Source organism: Micromonospora sp. WMMD1219 (assembly GCF_049315215.1).
GTDB classification, from domain to species: domain Bacteria; phylum Actinomycetota; class Actinomycetes; order Mycobacteriales; family Micromonosporaceae; genus Micromonospora; species Micromonospora tulbaghiae.
On record NZ_CP186057.1, the window covers coordinates 2588219 to 2604394 of the forward strand.

Here is a 16176-nt window from a genome sequence, read left to right on the forward strand (position 1 = left end):
CGCTCAGGCCGCGGGCGGCGCTCCGGCGTCCGGCCGCGGCGGCGTCTGCGGTCCGGCCCCGGGCTGCGGCGTGGCCGGCGGGACCGGTGCGGCCGGCGGGACCGGCGGCCAGCCCGGCGCGGTGCCCGGCGGGTGCGGCCAGGCGGGCGCGCCGGCCGGCTCCTCGGGCATCAGGAACCACATGATCGGGTACGCGAGCGCGGCGAGCCCGCCGGTGAGCACCGTGGCGGTCGCGAAGACCACCCGGATCAGAGTGGGGTCGGCGGCGAAGTAGCGGCCGAGGCCGCTCGCCACACCGGCGATCATGCGGTCGCTGACCGGCCGGCGGAGCTGCTTGTACGGGGCCTGGGAGGGGTTCGGGAAGGTCATGGGTCAACGGTCCCGCGGGCTGCGGCGGCCGACCTCGGTGACCGCCCGGACACTTACCCTGACCCATCCCTGAGGCGCCAGCCAAGAGTCAGGAATCTGACTCTTTTCGATCTCGGTAACCCGGTCCGGGGAGAATTTGCTCCCGTGACCACCTCGCTGGAGCCGCTCCGCAGGATCGCGGCATACGCAGTTTGTGCTGATTCAAACGGCCGAGTGTTGCTGGTCCGCGCATCGGAGCGCTCCGGCACCCCCGGCACCTGGTCGCTCCCCGGAGGAGCGGTCGACCACGGTGAGGACCCCAAACACACGGTCGTACGGGAGACCGCGGCCGAGACCGGGCTCTCGGTGGCGGTCGCCGGCCTCCAGGACGTGCTCGCCGACATGCGGGCGCTGCCCGAGCGGCGCATCACGATCCACACCGACCGGCTGCTCTACACCGTGTCGGTCCGCGGCGGGACGCTCACCGAGCGGGTCGACCGCCCGACCGACCTGGCCCGCTGGTTCACCCTCGACGAGGCCCGGGAACTGCCGCTGCGGTCGTTCACCGCGCGTGCCCTGGGCCTGCCCACCTCCACCGACGACATCGTGCCGGAGGAGGTGCCCGAGTTCCCCTCGTTCTACGCCGTCCCCGGCCCGGACGGGCTGCACCGGGCGCAGCGCTTCGCCGCGTACGCGGTGGTGACCGACCCGGAGGAGCGCGTGCTGCTGACCCGGGTCTCCGACGGCTACCCGGGCGCCGGCTGCTGGCACCTGCCCGGCGGCGGCACCGACTACGGCGAGCAGCCGGGCGCGGCGCTGATCCGGGAGCTGGTCGAGGAGACCGGCCAGACCGGCCGCCTCGTCGAGCTGCTCGGCGTGGCCAGCCACCGGGACGCCGCCTCGCTCGGCCCGGAGGGCTACCCGATCGACTGGCACGGCGTGCGCGCCTTCTACCGGGTGGTGGTCGACCAGCCCGCGCCGCCCACCGTGGCCGACATCGGCGGCTCCACCTGCGAGGCCCGCTGGTTCCGTCGCGAGGAACTCGGCGCCCTCCCCACCGACCGCCTCACCGAGGTGACAGCCGAAGCAGTCCAGGCCGCTCACCTCCTCTAGCCCCACCCCGGCGCCCCGCCCCGTGCGCCCCACCCCGGCGATCATGAAGTTGACGGCGCGAAATGTCCGCCTCGGTACCGCTAACCTCATGATCGACGGAGTGGGACGCGGGGAGTGCGCGGGGGCGCGCGGGCGGGGGAGGGTGCTGTGGAGCAGCTGCGGCGGGTCGGGGCCTACGGGGTGCTGCGGGACTCCGAGGGGCGGATCTTGCTGGCGCGTGGCTCGGCGAAGTGCCCGTACCCGGGGGTGTGGCAGTTGCCCGGTGGCAGCGTCGAGCACGCGGAGCACCCGGCCGACACCGTGGTCCGCGAGTTCGCCGAGGAGACCGGCCTGACCGTCGTGCCCGGCGCGATCCGGGCCGCGGTGGCCGACGTGGCCGCGTTCGCCGACCTGGGGGTCGCGCTGCACACCGACCGGCTGATCTTCGACGTGGAGGCGCGCGGCGGGCGGCTGCGGCCCGAACCGGCCGGCGGCAGCGACGAGGTGGCGTGGTGCGCGCCCGAGGAGGCGGCGGCCCGGCCGCTGATGCCGTTCACCGCCGAGTTGCTCGGCCTGCCGGTGACCCCGCTGCCGGCCGATCTGCCCCGGGCTCTACCCGCCGAGCCGACCGGACCGGCAGTCGACCGCCGGCAGCGCTTCGCCGCGTACGGGCTGGTCACCGACCCCGCCGACCGGGTGCTGCTCACCATGATCGCCGACGGCTATCCGGGCGCGGGCCGCTGGCACCTGCCCGGGGGCGGCACCGACCACGGCGAGCAGCCCGCCGCCGGGCTGCTGCGTGAGCTGGTCGAGGAGGCCGGGCAGCTGGGTCGGGTGGTCGACCTGATCGCCGTGGACAACCTGCACAACCCGGCCGCGCTCGGCCCGGAGGGCCGCCCGCTGGACTGGCACGGCGTCCGGGTGATCTACCGGGTACGCGTGGACGCGCCGACCGACGCGGTGGTGACCGAGCTGGCCGGCGGCTCGACCGCGCGGGCCGCCTGGTTTGCCCCGGAGCAGGTCACCGGTCTGTCGATGACCGACGTGGCGGCCCGGGCCACCGGGCAGCGGGTGACCTGAATCGCTCGCCGAGCCGCCCTGGGTGGCCTCCGGTACAGTCGGAAGTACGGCTGACCGACAAAAACGGGCGTTGAGGCCCGAGATGGGAATGAGTGGGCGGTTCGCGCGGTTAAGGGAGATATAAGTACCGCCGGCAGCTATCGCCAAGCCCCAGTCCCCTGTGCAATGGTGTACTCCGCAAAAGGGCTGCCGGACCCGAAAGGTCCGGCACGAGACAGCCGGACACCCGCCCCGCAGTGGGCGGCCAGCCGATCCGGTGATGGAGGAAACGTGCCGAGAGCCCCATGGCGCCGGCGTCGTACGACTGACAGTCCGCGCCCCGCAGGGCGTCGCTGGGCGGGCAGGTTGCGCCGCAGCAGTACGTTCGCCCGCCAGGTGCTGCTGGTCCGGGTGGGCCGCCGGGACGGCGCGACCGTCTCGGGGACCGACCTGGTCACCCCCGACCACCGTTACGCCGACCGCCAGCGCCTTCGCTACGGCCGGCTCGACACCGACATCGAGGCGGTACGCCCGATCAGCCCGGCACTCGCCCCGGCCGCCCCGGTCGACGACGAGTCCCCGGCGATGTCGATCCCGCTCCTGCCGGGTGAGCGCACCGCCGCCCGCCGGGCCAAGTTCGCGCTCGTCAACGCGTGCACGCTGAGCAGCCTCATGCTCGGCATGCTGGCCATCTTCCTGGCCATGCGCGGTGACGTGCAGATCGCCGCGATCTGCCTGATCGCGTGCGTCGCGTTCGACGGCCTCGACGGCGCGCTGGCCCGCAAGCTCGGTGTGGCCAGCCCGTTCGGCGCGCAGATGGACTCGCTCGCCGACATGTGCTCGTTCGGCCTCGCCGCGCCGGTCGTGGTCTACGCCTCGCTCGCCGGTTCGGCGCCCCCGGCGGCCGCCGCGGTGTCCTGCGCGCTCGTCGCCGCCTGCGCGGCGGTCCGGCTCGCCCGCTTCAACGTCTCGCCGAAGGACGGCCGCTTCTTCTGCGGCGTGCCGACCACCATGGCGGCAGCGGTGCTCGCACTGACCGTGGCCATCGGCGTGCCGGTTCCCGGCCTGGTCATGGTGGCCGGTGTCGCGCTGCTCGCCTTCGCCATGGTGTCCAGCTTCCCGTACGCGAAGCTCGCCCGGCTGCTGAAGCTGCCGCCGTGGCTCTGGCTGGCCCCGGTGGTCGGCGCGCTCGTCGACATCCGGCTCACGTTCGCCCTCGTGGTGGTGGGCTACCTGGTCAGCGGGCCGCTGCTCTGGCTGCACCAGCGCCGTACCGCCTGATCCGAGAACGACAGAAGGGGCGCCGCGAGAGCGGCGCCCCTTCTTCGTGTCCGGCGCCGTCAGCGCCAGCGGGCGATCACCGTCGCGCCGCCGACCACCTTGTCGCCCGGACCGACCAGCGGGTCCGCAGCGTCGGCCGGCAGGTAGACGTCGGTACGCGAGCCGAACCGGATCAGGCCGAAGCGCTCGCCCCGGGCCAGCAGCGACCCGACGGGCGCCCGCTGCACGATGCGGCGGGCGATCAGCCCGGTGCGCTGCGCCACCACCACCGTGCCGTGGTCGGTGTCCAGCACCGTGTACGCCGCCACGTTGTGCTCGGCGTCCGGCTTCATGGCGTTGACGAACCCGCCGTCGGCGACGAAGTAGTCGACCACCTTGCCGGCCACCGGGGCGCGGTTGACGTGCACGTCCAGCACCGACAGGAAGACCGCGATCCGCAGCCACTCGCCGTCACCGAAGCGCTCGTCCTGCAGGCGCTGCACGGACAGCACCTGACCGTCCGCCGAGGCGACCACTGCCGACGGGTCCTCCGGCACGTCCCGCTCCGGGTCGCGGAAGAACGCGGCCACCGGTGCGGCGGCCAGCGCCGGCAGCAGCCACAGCTTCGACTTCGGTCGCGCGGCCCGGGCCAGGGCGGCCAGGCCGAGCGTGATGCCCGCGGCGGCCACCCCGTTCGAGTCGATGTGCATGCCCCGGGTCAGCGGCACGCTCGACGGCCGGTACGCCGGGGACAGCGAGGCCGCGAGCGCGACCGGCGCCGGGGTGAACCGCAGGTGGTGCACGCGTACCGGCGGGGTGTTGCGCAGCACCAGGTCGGTGCGCACGCCGTGCAGCACGCCCTGCCGGTCCAGCTCGCCGTCGGCGCCCTCGGTGCGGAACAGCGGCGCGGCGACGCTCAGCACCGCGCCCTCGGCGAGGTACTTCGCCAGCCCGTCGACAGCGGCGCGGGCGTCGTCCGCGGTGCCGGTGAACGGCTCGGCGACGACCACCACCGCGGCGGCGTCCGCCTCGGCGAGGGTGTCGACCACGCGTACCCGGTCGGCGACCCAGCGGCCCTGCGCGGTGACGTGTTCGCGCAGCGCGGCCGCGGCGGCGCCCTCCGCCGGCACCACGGTGAGCCGGTCGCCGGGGAGCAGCGCCTCGATCGCGGCGGCCAGCACCGCGGACTCCGGGGTCGCGCCGACCAGCAGGCCGGCCTTCGGGTCGTTACGCCGGGCGAACTCGCTGACGAGCGTGCGGGCGGCGCGCTCGCCGATGCGGACCGCACCGGAGGGACCGGTGACGCGCACGGCGGGGGACTGGGTCATGTCGGACGGGCTCCTGACGAGATAGCGAACGGACGCCGGCGGCTCCGGCGACCCGACCGGCGGCTCCGGCGTGTCGGGGGCGTGGGCCGGCCGGCGGAGGCGAGATCTCCGCCGACCAGCATAGGCCGCGTCCGAAGGGCGCCGCAGTGGCGCGGTCAGGCCGGATCCCCCGGCGTACGGCGTTGCGCAGCCGCCTCGTCGGCCGGTGGATCGAGCGGCGGCAGTTCGCGGGTGGCCGGCTCCGAGGAGTCCGTGGTGGCCTCGGTGACCCACTCGTCGGCGGCGTCGGGCCTCTCCGCGCCGGCCGCCGTGTCCACGCCACCGGCTGTCTCCACGCCACCGGGCGTCTCCGCGCCGGCGGCGGGGGAGCCGTACGGCGCCGAGACAGTGACCTCCGGCGAGGACTCCGGCGCGGGCTGCTCCGGTGCGCGGCCCGAGCGCAGCGCGCCGATCAGTCCGAGCAGCCCGATCAGCACCAGCCCGCCGGCCAGGAACCAGCCGACCGGGGGTACGGAGAGGCCGAGGATCCGGGCCAGCAGCCACCAGACGGACAGGCCGAGGAAGACGAGTCCGAAAGCGAACGACACGATGTCGGTACGGTGTGCCTTCACCGGGTCACCTCCAGCTTGCCGGCGTTCACGTGGACGTAGAGGCGCAGCTTGCCGCCACCGGGACCGTCGGCGCCCGCGTCGGTGGTCTCCCACTGACGGCCGCCGAGCCCGCCGCTGCGCCGGCCGAAGACCGTGGCGTCGCCGGCGTTCACGTCGGCCACAGTGGTCACGTCGACGTTCGGCGGTACGACCACTGTCGCGTTGCCGAGGTTCACGTCGACTGTCACCTGGACGTCCTGCTTGTCGAAGTCGATCCCGCGCAGGTCGAGTGTCGCGTCACCGAGGTTGTTCTCGTACCGGTCGGCCAGGTCGCGCAGGTCGGTCGGCGCCCAGGTGACGTTGCCGTCGATGCCGCGTACCCGGTCGTAGGACTCGGCGACCGTGGCGATGCCGAGCGCCGCCGCTGTCACCAGGCCCAGGGCGATCAGCCAGCGCGCCCGGCCGAACCAGGTGCCGACGAGCAGGCCGAGGCCGATGGTGGCGAGCACCGCGGCGAAGTAGCCGGCGGCGCCGACCGGGAAGACGTCGAGCAGGTCGAGCATGGCCACCACGCCGAGCGCCAGGAAGATCAGCGAGAACGTGATCGCGCCGAGCGGTGAGCGCTCCTTGGGTCGCTTCGGCGGTCGCGGCGGCCGGACCGGTGGCGGGACGGGCGGCGATCCGGCGTAGGGGCCGTGCGGGGCGAACGGCGGCCGGTAGCCGCCGGGCGGCAGCGGTGCGCCCACCGGCGCGGGCGGCGGCACGGCGGCCGGCTCGTCCAGCCGGGTGCCCGCGTCCCGTGCGCCCGGCCAGGCCGGGTTCGTGCCGTAGGCCGGCCAGGTGCCGGTGTCGGCGACCGGACCGGTCACCTGCTGCATCGCGACCGTCGCCGGCTCGGACGGGCCCGGCCGGGTGCCGGCCGCGGCGGGCCAGCCCGGCGCCGGGAGCGTCGGGTAGCCGGTGGCGGGCCCGGGACGGCCCGGCTCGCGCTCCGCGTCGGACGTCGCCGGGTGCCCCGGCTCGGCCGGCGAGGCCGGCGGGTAGCCCGGCTCGGACGCGGACGCCGGCGGGTAGCCCGGCTCGACCGACGGCGCCGGTGGGTAGCCGGGCTCGGAGGCGGACGCCGGTGGGTAGCCGGGCTCGGAGGCGGGCACCGGGGGATGGCCCGGCTCGGGCCGGCCGGGCGGCGGGTAGCCGGGCTCGGCGGGCAGGCCGCCGGACGGCGCCGTCCCGGGGTGGCCCGGTCCGGCGGGAGTACCGGTCCACTGTGCCGCGGGGGGAGCCGCGGCCCACGTACCCGGCGCCGGGGCGGGCGGCGCGGGCCAGGCCACCGGCGGCACCGGACCCGGCGGGGGACCGTGCGGCGGCGCCGGCTGGGCCGGACGCTGCGCCGGGCCGCGCTGCTCGCGGTTGAGCAGGAGCGCGCCGCCGATCAGGATCACCGCGCCGAGCAGGATCGCCCGGAACCCGTCGGTGACGACGTAGGCGAAGCCGAGCGCCACCACGATGCCGAGCACGATCACCGTGATCGGGGACATGCTGGACCGGCCCCGGCCGAGCATGGCCTCCACCGGCGAGGCGGTGTCGCCCTCGCCGGGGATGATCAGCCAGCCGGCGACGTACACGATGATCCCGATGCCGCCGAAGAAGCCGAGCACGGCCAGCAGCACGCGCCACAGCACCGGGTCGGTGTTCGTGGCCCGGCCGATGGCGGCGCACACCCCGGCCAGGTAGCGGCCCTCGCGGGGGCGTACCAGGCCGTACCGGGTGGTGAAGCCGGCGGCGCCGGGCGGTGGGGCGTACCCACCGGGTGGCGGACCGGCGAACGGCGTGCCGCCGGGCGGCGGGGTGGCCTGGTCGGTGGCGGGCGCCGGTCCCGGCGGGGGCGGCGGCGGGGTGTCCTGTGCTGCCGCCCAGGGGCGGGGCGGACGGGCAGCGTCCTCGTTCATGCCTTCGATACTGCTGCCCCGCCCGCCCGAGCAGCCTCCGGACCCGACCCTGACCCCACCCTGAGATCCGCCGCCGGTGAAACTCCGGGGCGTCCCCGTGGTCCGGGGTGTCGCCGCCGTGTGACGATCGGAGCGTCGGCGCCGCCGGCGCGTCCGCCTCGACCTGGGAGCCTCCGATCAGCAGCACCCCCGCCCCGCACGCCCCGCGCCTCTACCGGGCCACCGACCACCGGCTGGCCGCCGGGGTGGCCGCGGGCATCGCCGAGCACCTGGGCATCCCGGTGCTGCGGGTGCGCGTGGCGTTCATGGTGCTGCTCGGGCTGAGCGGGCTCGGGCTGCTGCTCTACGCCGCTTTCTGGGCGGTGGTCCCGCCCCGCCCCGGCGACACCGCCGTCCCGCCCCGCCGCGACCTCGCCCAGCTGCTGCCGTTCGTGGTGATCGGGCTCGGCGTGCTGCTGCTCCAGGTGGTCGCGTTCAACTCGGTGGGCGCGGCCGGCACGGCCGGCTGGCTGGTGGCGATCATCGCGGTCGGCGCGGGCGTCATCTGGCACCAGTCCGCCCCGGAGCGCCGCCGGCAGTGGGGCGACTCGGCGGTGCCCTGGCTCGGCGCGGTGGTGGAGGAGAGCGACAGGCGCGCGTTCGTGCTGCGCTTCATCGGCGGCGGAGTGCTCGTCGCGGTCGGCATCATCGGCGTAGCGGCCGTCTACTCGCCGGCGCAGAACGTCGACGCGGTGCTCAACGGCGTGATCTTCGCGCTGGTCGGGCTGGCCGGCGTGGGTGTGGTCACCGGCCCGGTGCTCTGGCGCACCTGGAACCAGCTCCGCTCCGAACGGGAGGGCCGCATCCGGGAGCAGGAGCGCGCCGAACTGGCCGCGATGGTGCACGACCAGGTGCTGCACACGCTGGCCCTGATCCAGCGCAACGCCACCGACGTCAAGACGGTGCAGCGGCTGGCCCGCGGCCAGGAGCGCTCGCTGCGCAACTGGCTCTACAAGCCGGCCGCCTCGCCCACCGAGCGCTTCGCGGCCGCCCTGGAGCAGGCCGCCGCCGAGGTGGAGGACACGTTCGCCATCACTGTCGAGGTGGTGGTGGTCGGCGACCGGGAGACCGACGAGCGGGTGGGCGCCATCGTGGCCGCCGCCCGGGAGGCCCTGGTCAACGCGGCCCGGCACGCCGGTGTGCAGACCGTGTCGCTGTACGCCGAGGTGGAGCCGGAGCAGGTGAGCGTGTTCGTCCGGGACCGGGGCAAGGGCTTCGACCCGGATACGGTGGAGAATCACCGGCACGGCGTCCGGGGCTCGATCATCGGACGGATGAAGCGGCACGGCGGCCGGGCGGAGATCCGGTCCGAGCCGGGGGAAGGGACCGAGGTCCGGCTGATCCTGCCGATCAGCGGCTCCGGCTCCACGGCGGAAAGGGACAAGTGACATGTCCGAGCAGGAACCGGTCGAGGGTACGGCGCCGCGCGGGCCGCTGCGGGTGTTCCTCGTCGACGACCACGCGATGTTCCGGGCCGGCGTCCGTGCCGAGCTGGGGGCGCGGGTGGAGGTCGTCGGCGAGGCCAGCTCGGTGGCCGAGGCGGTGACCCGGATCGCGGCCACCGCGCCGGACGTGGTGCTGCTCGACGTGCACATGCCCGACGGCGGCGGTCGCGCCGTGCTGGAGGCGATGCGGCGCACCCACCCGCAGGTGCGGTTCCTGGCACTGAGCGTCTCCGACGCCGCCGAGGACGTGATCGGCCTGATCCGCGCCGGCGCGCGGGGGTACGTCACGAAGACGATCTCGCCGGAGGAGCTGACCGACGCGATCCGGCGGGTGGCCGACGGCGACGCGGTGTTCAGCCCGCGGCTGGCCGGGTTCGTGCTCGACGCGTTCGCCTCCCGGCCGGACGCGCCGGTGGCCGACCCCGAGCTGGACCAGCTCACCAACCGCGAGCGCGAGGTGCTGCGGCTGCTCGCCCGGGGGTACGCGTACAAGGAGATCGCCAAGGAGCTGTACATCTCGATCAAGACGGTCGAGACGCACGTCTCCAACGTGTTGCGCAAGCTCCAGATGTCGAACCGGTACGAGCTGTCCCGCTGGGCCGCCGACCGCCGGCTGGTCTAGGACTCCACGCCGATCCCCGGGGGCGGGGCCTCGGCGGCCTCGTACCCCAGGGGCCCCGCTGGTGCCCGCTCAGTCGGCATGGCATCATCCGGACGGACAAAAAACGCCGCAGTCGTGCGCCCGTGAGAGACGCCGAGGTCGGCGCGGTGAACGTCACAGCCCTGCGCGTCGCAGGGACGTCTGTCGACCCCTCTGTGCCCGTCTTGCCTGTTCAGGGCCCTATCGTCCGTGCGCTTTGTGATCTTTTCTCAAGTATCGGCAACGTGGCGACCAACTAACGGCTTGATAACGGCACCTTCACGGAAAGGGCCGGTTGGTGTCACAGTGGCAGCACCTCACCCCCCGGTGTGAGGCATCTCGTCGGGCCTGCCGACCACGTGACGCCGTCTTTCGCGCCGCCGCGTGGTCGCCGACCCTGCGCGGTGTCTCGTCCAGGGTGTGGCGCCCGGCGGATCGGTACCCCTGGGGTGTCCCGAATTCCTCTGCGGTAAACCGGCGTCCTGCGGTTCGGGTCGCCGGTGGTGTCACCCCCAAAGACGTGCGTGAAACTCACGACGGAACCAGGTTAGAAAGAGGAGGCCCCTCGGAATGAGAGTCTCGAAGCGGGCGAGCGGCGCGCTCGCGGTGGGCGCGGCATTCGCGCTCGTCGCGTCCGGCTGCTCCAGCGGGAACAACGACGGTGGCGACGCCGGCGCCAGCAAGGACGGCGCGATCGTCATCGACGGCACCCAGCCGGAGAACCCCCTGGTTCCGGCGAACACCACCGAGACCGGTGGCGGCGCGATCATCGACTGGCTGTGGAGCGGTCTGGTCGAGTACCCCAACAACGGTGGGGCGCCGCAGAACCTGCTCGCCGAGTCGATCGAGACGAGCGACTCGAAGGTCTTCAAGATCAAGATCAAGCAGAACACCAAGTTCCACGACGGCACCACCGTCAAGGCCGAGAGCTTCGTCAAGGCCTGGAACTGGGCGGCGTACGGCCCGAACGGCGCGCAGAACGCCTCCTTCTTCGCCGACATCCAGGGCTTCGACGAGGTCTACACCGAGGACCCGGACGGCCCGGACGGCCCGCAGAAGGCCCCGGAGCCGAAGGCCAAGGAGATGTCCGGCCTCAAGGTCGTCGACGACTGGAACTTCGAGGTCACGCTCTCCGCGCCGACCGCCGTGTTCCCGACCAAGCTCGGCTACAGCGCCTTCGTGCCGCTGCCGGACGCGTTCTTCTCGTCCACCCCGGCGGACTTCGGCAAGAAGCCGATCGGTAACGGCCCGGTGAGCCTCGTCTCCTGGCAGGACGACGTCGAGATCAAGCTGACCCGCTTCGACGACTACAGCCTGCGCGACAAGATGAAGATCAAGGACGTCACCGTCAAGATCTACCAGGACGACACGGCGGCGTACAACGACCTGCTCGCCGGCAACCTGGACTTCCAGCAGCAGGTTCCGGTCTCCGCGCTGGCCGGTGACAAGTGGAAGACCGACCTGGCCGACCGGGCCATGGCCTCGACCACCCCGTCGACCGGCATCATCGCCTTCCCGATCTACGACAAGCGCTTCCAGAACCCGAAGCTGCGCAAGGCGATCTCGCTGTCCATCGACCGGCAGTCGATCACCGACAAGATCTTCTTCGGTACCCGTAAGCCGGCCGACAGCTGGGCCAACCCGCTGACCCCGGGCGCCGAGCCGGGCAACTGCACCGCCTGCAAGTTCGACGTGGCCCAGGCCAAGCAGCTCCTCCAGGAGGCCGGTGGCTTCCAGGGCAAGCTGACCCTGTCGTACAACGCGGACGCCAGCCACAAGGAGTGGATGGAGGCCGTCGCGCAGCAGATCAAGACCAACCTGGGCATCGACGCGGTTGCCGTCGGCGTGCCGACCTTCGCGGTCTTCCGCGCCAACATCAACGCCTACAAGATGACCGGCGCGTACCGGGCCGGCTGGCAGCAGGACTACCCGGACGTGGAGAACTGGATCAACCCGCTCTACGTCACCGGCGGTTCCTCGAACGACGGCAAGTACAGCAACCCGCAGGTGGACGCCCTCGCCAAGGAGGCCACCGCGGCCCCCAGCATCGAGGAGGCCCACAAGAAGTTCGCTGAGGCCGTCAAGCTCATCGACCAGGACGTCCCGTCGATGCCGATCTACTTCGGTGGCCAGCAGTCCGGTCACTCGGAGAAGATCAAGAAGCTGGAGCTGACCAACGTCGGCGAGCTCGACATCACCTCGGTCGAGCTCTGATCCGAACGGTCTGACCCCGGGTCGGGCTCGCCTACCGGTGAGCCCGACCCGGGGCCGTTCCGCGAGGGGGTGTACAACGAACCCCTCGCACGTTGTCGCCGCCGCGCCGGCTCACCCGGCGCTCCCTGTCTGGAGGACCACCCCATGGGCCGTTATCTCTTGAGACGGCTGCTGCAACTCGTGCCGGTGTTCATCGGCACGACGTTCCTGATCTACTGGCTCGTCTGGTCCGTGCCCGGTGACCCCTTCGCCGGCAAGTGCGGCGACCGCGGTTGCCCCCCGAACTACCGGGCCATGATGACCGAGAAGTACAACCTCGACGAGTCGATCTGGGTGCAGTACGCCAGCTACATGAAGAACCTTCTGCAGGGTGACTTCGGTATCACGTTCGGCGGTCGCGAGATCAGCGACATCATCGCCACGTCGTACCCGAACACCCTGAAGCTGGCGGTGGTCGCCCTCGCCATCGAGGCCGTGATCGGTCTCGGCGCGGGCATCCTGACCGGTCTGCGGCGCAACGGCTTCCTGGACAACCTGGTCCTGGTCTCCACCCTCTTCCTGATCGCCCTGCCGGTCTTCGTCATCGGCTTCGTGCTGCAGTGGCTGCTCGGTGTGAAGTGGGGCATCATCAACCCGACCGTGTCCAACGAGATGCGGTTCAGTGAGCTGATCGTGCCGGGCTTCGTGCTCGGCAGCGCATCGATGGCGTACATCGCCCGGGTCGCGCGTACGAGCATCGCCGAGAACCGGCGTGCCGACTACGTCCGCACCGCGATCGCCAAGGGCCTCCCGATGCGCCGCGTGGTCGGCGTGCACCTGCTGCGCAACTCGCTCATCCCGGTGGTCACGCTGCTCGGCACCGACCTCGGCGCCCTGATGGGTGGCGCGATCGTGACCGAGGGCATCTTCGGCATCAACGGCATCGGCCGGCAGGTGCTCCGCTCGATTGTCACGAAGGAGAGCGCTACCGTTGTCGGCATCGTCGTGGTGCTGGTGCTCGTCTATCTCGTGATGAACCTGGTGGTCGACCTGCTCTACGCCGCCCTCGACCCGAGGATCCGTTATGAGTGACCGCCGCAGCGAACGAATCGTCCCAGCAGTCTGCGCGGGCAACCACGCCCGCGCCGAGCGCAGCGAGGTGCGGGCATGAGTGACCCGAGTACCGCGTCGATCGTGTCGACGCCGCCCGCGACCATGCCCACCGAGGCCGGTTCGGGCGCTCCCACAAACGCCGGCCTGCCGGAGAGCGCGAAGCAGCAGAAGCCGCGTGGTCTGCTCGGCGACGCCTGGATCGACCTTCGTCGCAAGCCCCTGTTCTGGATCTCGGCGACGATCATCGTGGTGTTCCTCGTGATGGCGGCCTTCCCCTGGCTGTTCACCTCCGGCGACGCGGTCAACGGCACGCTGGAGCGCAGCCGGGTCGAGCCGTCGTCGGCCGCCTGGTTCGGCTACGACGTGCAGGGCCGCGACGTCTACGCCCGGGTCATCTACGGCGCCCGCGCCTCGATCGTCGTCGCTGTGGTCTCCACCGTCCTGACGCTGCTCGTCGGCGGCACGATGGGCATCATCGCCGGCTACCGCGGCGGCTGGGTGGACGCGCTGCTGTCCCGCATCGCGGACATCTTCTTCGGCCTGCCGTTCGTGCTCGGCGCGATCGTCATCCTGACCACGTTCAACGGATCCGGCACCGACAACGGCGAGTGGACGATCATGGGGCTGGTCATCCTGTCCCTGAGCGTGCTGAGCTGGCCGGTCGTGATGCGGCTGATGCGCTCCTCGGTGCTCGCCACCAAGGAGGCCGACTACATCGTGGCGGCCCGCGCGCTCGGCGCCGGCACCGGCCGGATCATTCTCAAGCACCTGCTGCCGAACTGCCTGGCCCCGCTGCTGGTCTACGGCACGATCATGGTCGGCTCGTTCATCGGTGCGGAGGCCACGCTCTCGTTCCTGGGCATCGGCCTGAAGAGCCCGGTCGTCTCCTGGGGCATCATGATCAGCGAGGCGCAGAACTACATCCGGGTCTCGCCGTTCCTGCTGTTCTTCCCCGCCGCGTTCCTCGTCGCCGCTGTGCTGAGCTTCGTCATGCTCGGCGAGGCGGTCCGCGAGGCCCTCGACCCGAAGCTCCGATAGGGGAACTGAGTTGTCCGACATTCTCGTGTCCGAGCAGTCCGCCCCGGGCGCCGACGGATCCGGCCGCCCCTCGGGCCGCCTGCTCGAGGTCGACGACCTTCGGGTGGAGTTCCGCACCCGGGACGGCGTCGCCAAGGTCATCAACGGAGTCACGTACCACGTCGACGCGGGGGAGACCCTCGCCGTGCTCGGCGAGTCCGGCTCCGGCAAGAGCGTCACCGCGCAGACCATCATGGGCATCCTGGACACCCCGCCCGGCTTCGTCACCGGCGGCCAGGTCCGCTTCCACGGCAAGGACATGCTCACCATGTCCCCCGAGCAGCGGCGGCGGATCCGGGGCGAGGGCATCGCCATGATCTTCCAGGACTCGCTCTCGGCCCTCAACCCGGTTTTCACAGTCGGCTTCCAGATCGCCGAGCAGTTCCGCGTCCGGCGCGGCATGAGCCGCTCGGACGCGAAGAAGCGCGCGATCGAGATGCTCGACCAGGTGAAGATCCCCAACGCCAAGGGCCGGTTCAGCAACTACCCGCACCAGTTCTCCGGCGGTATGCGGCAGCGCGCCATGATCGCCATGTCGCTGGCGCTGGACCCCGAGGTGCTGATCGCCGACGAGCCGACCACCGCGCTGGACGTGACCGTGCAGGCCCAGATCATGGACCTGCTCGGCGAGCTCCAGCGGGAACGGCAGATGGGCATGATCCTGATCACCCACGACCTCGGCGTGGTCGCCGACGTCGCGGACCGGATCGCGGTCATGTACGCGGGCCGGATCGTCGAGGAAGCCGACGTCTACGACCTGTACGGCAAGCCGGCACACCCGTACACGCTCGGCCTGCTCAACTCGATCCCGCGGATGGACGAGAAGGGCCAGGAGCTCCGTACCATCAAGGGCCTCCCGCCGAACCTGATGAACATCCCGACGGGCTGCGCGTTCAACCCGCGCTGCCCGATGGCGCAGCCGGTGTGCCGGGAGAAGGTCCCGCCGCTGCTGCAACTGGGCAACGGCCGGGCCAGCGCCTGCCACTTCGCCGAGGAGCTGGTGAACCGTGACTGAGAACATCATCGAGGTTCGTGACCTGGTCAAGCACTACCCCGTGACCCGGGGCGTGGTGTTCAAGAAGACCATCGGTCACGTCAAGGCGGTCGACGGCGTCTCCTTCGACCTCAAGGCCGGCGAGACGCTCGGTGTGGTCGGCGAGTCCGGCTGCGGCAAGTCGACGCTGGCCCGGGTGCTGATGAACCTGGAGAAGCCGACCGGCGGCCAGGTGCTCTACAAGGGCCAGGACATCTCCAAGCTCTCCGGTGGCGCGCTGCGGCGGCTGCGCCGGCAGATCCAGCTGGTGATGCAGGACCCGTACACCTCGCTGAACCCCCGGATGACGGTGGGTGACCTGATCGGCGAGCCGTTCGAGATCCACCCCGAGGTGGCCCCGCGCGGCAGCCGGCGCAGCAAGGTCAAGGAGCTGCTGGACCTGGTCGGCCTCAACCCGGAGCACATCAACCGGTACCCGCACCAGTTCTCCGGCGGTCAGCGGCAGCGCATCGGCATCGCCCGGGCGCTGGCGCTGCGGCCCGAGGTGATCGTCTGCGACGAGCCGGTGTCGGCCCTGGACGTCTCGATCCAGGCCCAGGTGATGAACCTGCTGGAGAAGCTCCAGGCCGAGTTCGGGCTGTCGTACGTCTTCATCGCCCACGACCTGTCGGTGGTGCGGCACCTCTCCGACCGGGTCGCCGTGATGTACCTGGGCAAGATGGTGGAGGTCGGCACCGAGGACGAGATCTACGAGCGGCCGACCCACCCGTACACCCAGGCGCTGCTGTCGGCGGTGCCGGTGCCGGACCCGACCGTGCGCGAGAGCAAGGCGATCATCCGGCTCCAGGGCGACGTCCCCTCGCCGGTCAGCCCGCCCTCGGGCTGCCGGTTCCGCACCCGGTGCTGGAAGGCGCAGGACGTCTGCGCCCAGGAGGTGCCGCTGCTCCAGATCCGGCCGGGCTCGGACCACCCGAGCGCCTGCCACTTCGCGGAGAAGCGGGAGATCGTCGTCACCCACGAGGTGGCCTGATCCAACCGGACCGCCTGCC

General features: G+C 72.2%; 14 protein-coding genes. 10 read left to right on the plus strand and 4 right to left on the minus strand.

Annotated features, from left to right (window positions below):
- Positions 1 to 3 precede the first annotated feature (3 nt).
- A complete protein-coding gene (locus tag ACN27C_RS12460) occupies positions 4 to 369 on the minus strand; it encodes a PspC domain-containing protein (RefSeq protein ID WP_121682926.1) in 366 nt (121 codons plus the stop codon).
- 144 nt (positions 370 to 513) lie between these two features.
- Here ACN27C_RS12460 and ACN27C_RS12465 point away from each other — a divergent pair, with 144 nt between their 5' ends.
- The 3 genes from ACN27C_RS12465 to ACN27C_RS12475 all read left to right on the plus strand — a co-directional run bounded on the left by ACN27C_RS12465 (position 514) and on the right by ACN27C_RS12475 (position 3780).
- The gene (locus ACN27C_RS12465) at positions 514 to 1461 is read left to right on the plus strand and encodes an NUDIX hydrolase (protein WP_120573154.1); all 948 of its coding nucleotides are present in this window, start codon (positions 514 to 516) and stop codon (positions 1459 to 1461) included.
- A 147-nt stretch (positions 1462 to 1608) separates the two neighbouring features.
- Positions 1609 to 2520: an NUDIX hydrolase gene (locus ACN27C_RS12470; RefSeq protein WP_422751195.1), complete on the plus strand. Its 912-nt coding sequence runs from the start codon at positions 1609 to 1611 to the stop codon at positions 2518 to 2520.
- 345 nt (positions 2521 to 2865) lie between these two features.
- Complete coding sequence (locus ACN27C_RS12475) at positions 2866 to 3780, plus strand: CDP-alcohol phosphatidyltransferase family protein (RefSeq protein ID WP_120573156.1); 915 nt, start codon at positions 2866 to 2868, stop codon at positions 3778 to 3780.
- Between the two features lie 59 nt (positions 3781 to 3839).
- Here the strand turns inward: ACN27C_RS12475 and ACN27C_RS12480 are convergent, their stop codons facing one another.
- The 3 genes from ACN27C_RS12480 to ACN27C_RS12490 all read right to left on the minus strand — a co-directional run bounded on the left by ACN27C_RS12480 (position 3840) and on the right by ACN27C_RS12490 (position 7626).
- The gene (locus ACN27C_RS12480) at positions 3840 to 5087 is read right to left on the minus strand and encodes a phosphatidylserine decarboxylase (RefSeq protein WP_121682935.1); all 1248 of its coding nucleotides are present in this window, start codon (positions 5085 to 5087) and stop codon (positions 3840 to 3842) included.
- Between the two features lie 155 nt (positions 5088 to 5242).
- Entirely contained in the window at positions 5243 to 5698 is a 456-nt protein-coding gene (locus ACN27C_RS12485; RefSeq protein WP_422751196.1) for a hypothetical protein, read from the minus strand.
- On the minus strand, positions 5695 to 7626 hold the full coding sequence (locus ACN27C_RS12490) for a PspC domain-containing protein (RefSeq protein ID WP_422751197.1): 1932 nt from the start codon (positions 7624 to 7626) through the stop codon (positions 5695 to 5697). The genes ACN27C_RS12485 and ACN27C_RS12490 overlap by 4 nt, the downstream gene beginning before the upstream one ends.
- 176 nt (positions 7627 to 7802) lie before the next feature.
- Between ACN27C_RS12490 and ACN27C_RS12495 the strand changes: the two genes are divergently transcribed.
- The 7 genes from ACN27C_RS12495 to ACN27C_RS12525 all read left to right on the plus strand — a co-directional run bounded on the left by ACN27C_RS12495 (position 7803) and on the right by ACN27C_RS12525 (position 16157).
- Positions 7803 to 9053 carry an ATP-binding protein gene (locus ACN27C_RS12495; RefSeq protein WP_120573160.1) on the plus strand — a complete coding sequence of 417 codons (1251 nt, stop codon included), beginning with the start codon at positions 7803 to 7805 and terminating at the stop codon, positions 9051 to 9053.
- A 1-nt stretch (position 9054) separates the two neighbouring features.
- Complete coding sequence (locus ACN27C_RS12500) at positions 9055 to 9732, plus strand: response regulator (protein ID WP_030501521.1); 678 nt, start codon at positions 9055 to 9057, stop codon at positions 9730 to 9732.
- Positions 9733 to 10320: 588 nt separating this feature from the next.
- Complete coding sequence (locus tag ACN27C_RS12505; RefSeq protein WP_422751198.1) at positions 10321 to 11964, plus strand: peptide ABC transporter substrate-binding protein; 1644 nt, start codon at positions 10321 to 10323, stop codon at positions 11962 to 11964.
- Positions 11965 to 12108: 144 nt separating this feature from the next.
- Entirely contained in the window at positions 12109 to 13035 is a 927-nt protein-coding gene (locus ACN27C_RS12510; protein ID WP_121685977.1) for an ABC transporter permease, read from the plus strand.
- 75 nt (positions 13036 to 13110) lie between these two features.
- The gene (locus ACN27C_RS12515) at positions 13111 to 14094 is read left to right on the plus strand and encodes an ABC transporter permease (protein WP_121685976.1); all 984 of its coding nucleotides are present in this window, start codon (positions 13111 to 13113) and stop codon (positions 14092 to 14094) included.
- A gap of 25 nt (positions 14095 to 14119) precedes the next feature.
- Positions 14120 to 15148 (plus strand): ABC transporter ATP-binding protein, encoded by a 1029-nt coding sequence (locus ACN27C_RS12520; protein WP_422751618.1) that lies wholly within the window; start codon positions 14120 to 14122, stop codon positions 15146 to 15148.
- The gene (locus tag ACN27C_RS12525) at positions 15141 to 16157 is read left to right on the plus strand and encodes an ABC transporter ATP-binding protein (protein WP_120573165.1); all 1017 of its coding nucleotides are present in this window, start codon (positions 15141 to 15143) and stop codon (positions 16155 to 16157) included. The genes ACN27C_RS12520 and ACN27C_RS12525 overlap by 8 nt, the downstream gene beginning before the upstream one ends.
- The last annotated feature ends 19 nt before the right edge of the window (positions 16158 to 16176 follow it).

Bases quoted from the DNA above. Each gene is read 5' to 3' on its own strand.
- ACN27C_RS12500 (WP_030501521.1), top strand. From the start codon at position 9,055: ATGTCCGAGCAGGAACCGGTCGAGGGTACGGCGCCGCGCGGGCCGCTG.
- ACN27C_RS12490 (WP_422751197.1), bottom strand. From the start codon at position 7,626: ATGAACGAGGACGCTGCCCGTCCGCCCCGCCCCTGGGCGGCAGCACAG.
- ACN27C_RS12515 (WP_121685976.1), top strand. From the start codon at position 13,111: ATGAGTGACCCGAGTACCGCGTCGATCGTGTCGACGCCGCCCGCGACC.
- ACN27C_RS12505 (WP_422751198.1), top strand. From the start codon at position 10,321: ATGAGAGTCTCGAAGCGGGCGAGCGGCGCGCTCGCGGTGGGCGCGGCA.
- ACN27C_RS12460 (WP_121682926.1), bottom strand. From the start codon at position 369: ATGACCTTCCCGAACCCCTCCCAGGCCCCGTACAAGCAGCTCCGCCGG.
- ACN27C_RS12510 (WP_121685977.1), top strand. From the start codon at position 12,109: ATGGGCCGTTATCTCTTGAGACGGCTGCTGCAACTCGTGCCGGTGTTC.
- ACN27C_RS12480 (WP_121682935.1), bottom strand. From the start codon at position 5,087: ATGACCCAGTCCCCCGCCGTGCGCGTCACCGGTCCCTCCGGTGCGGTC.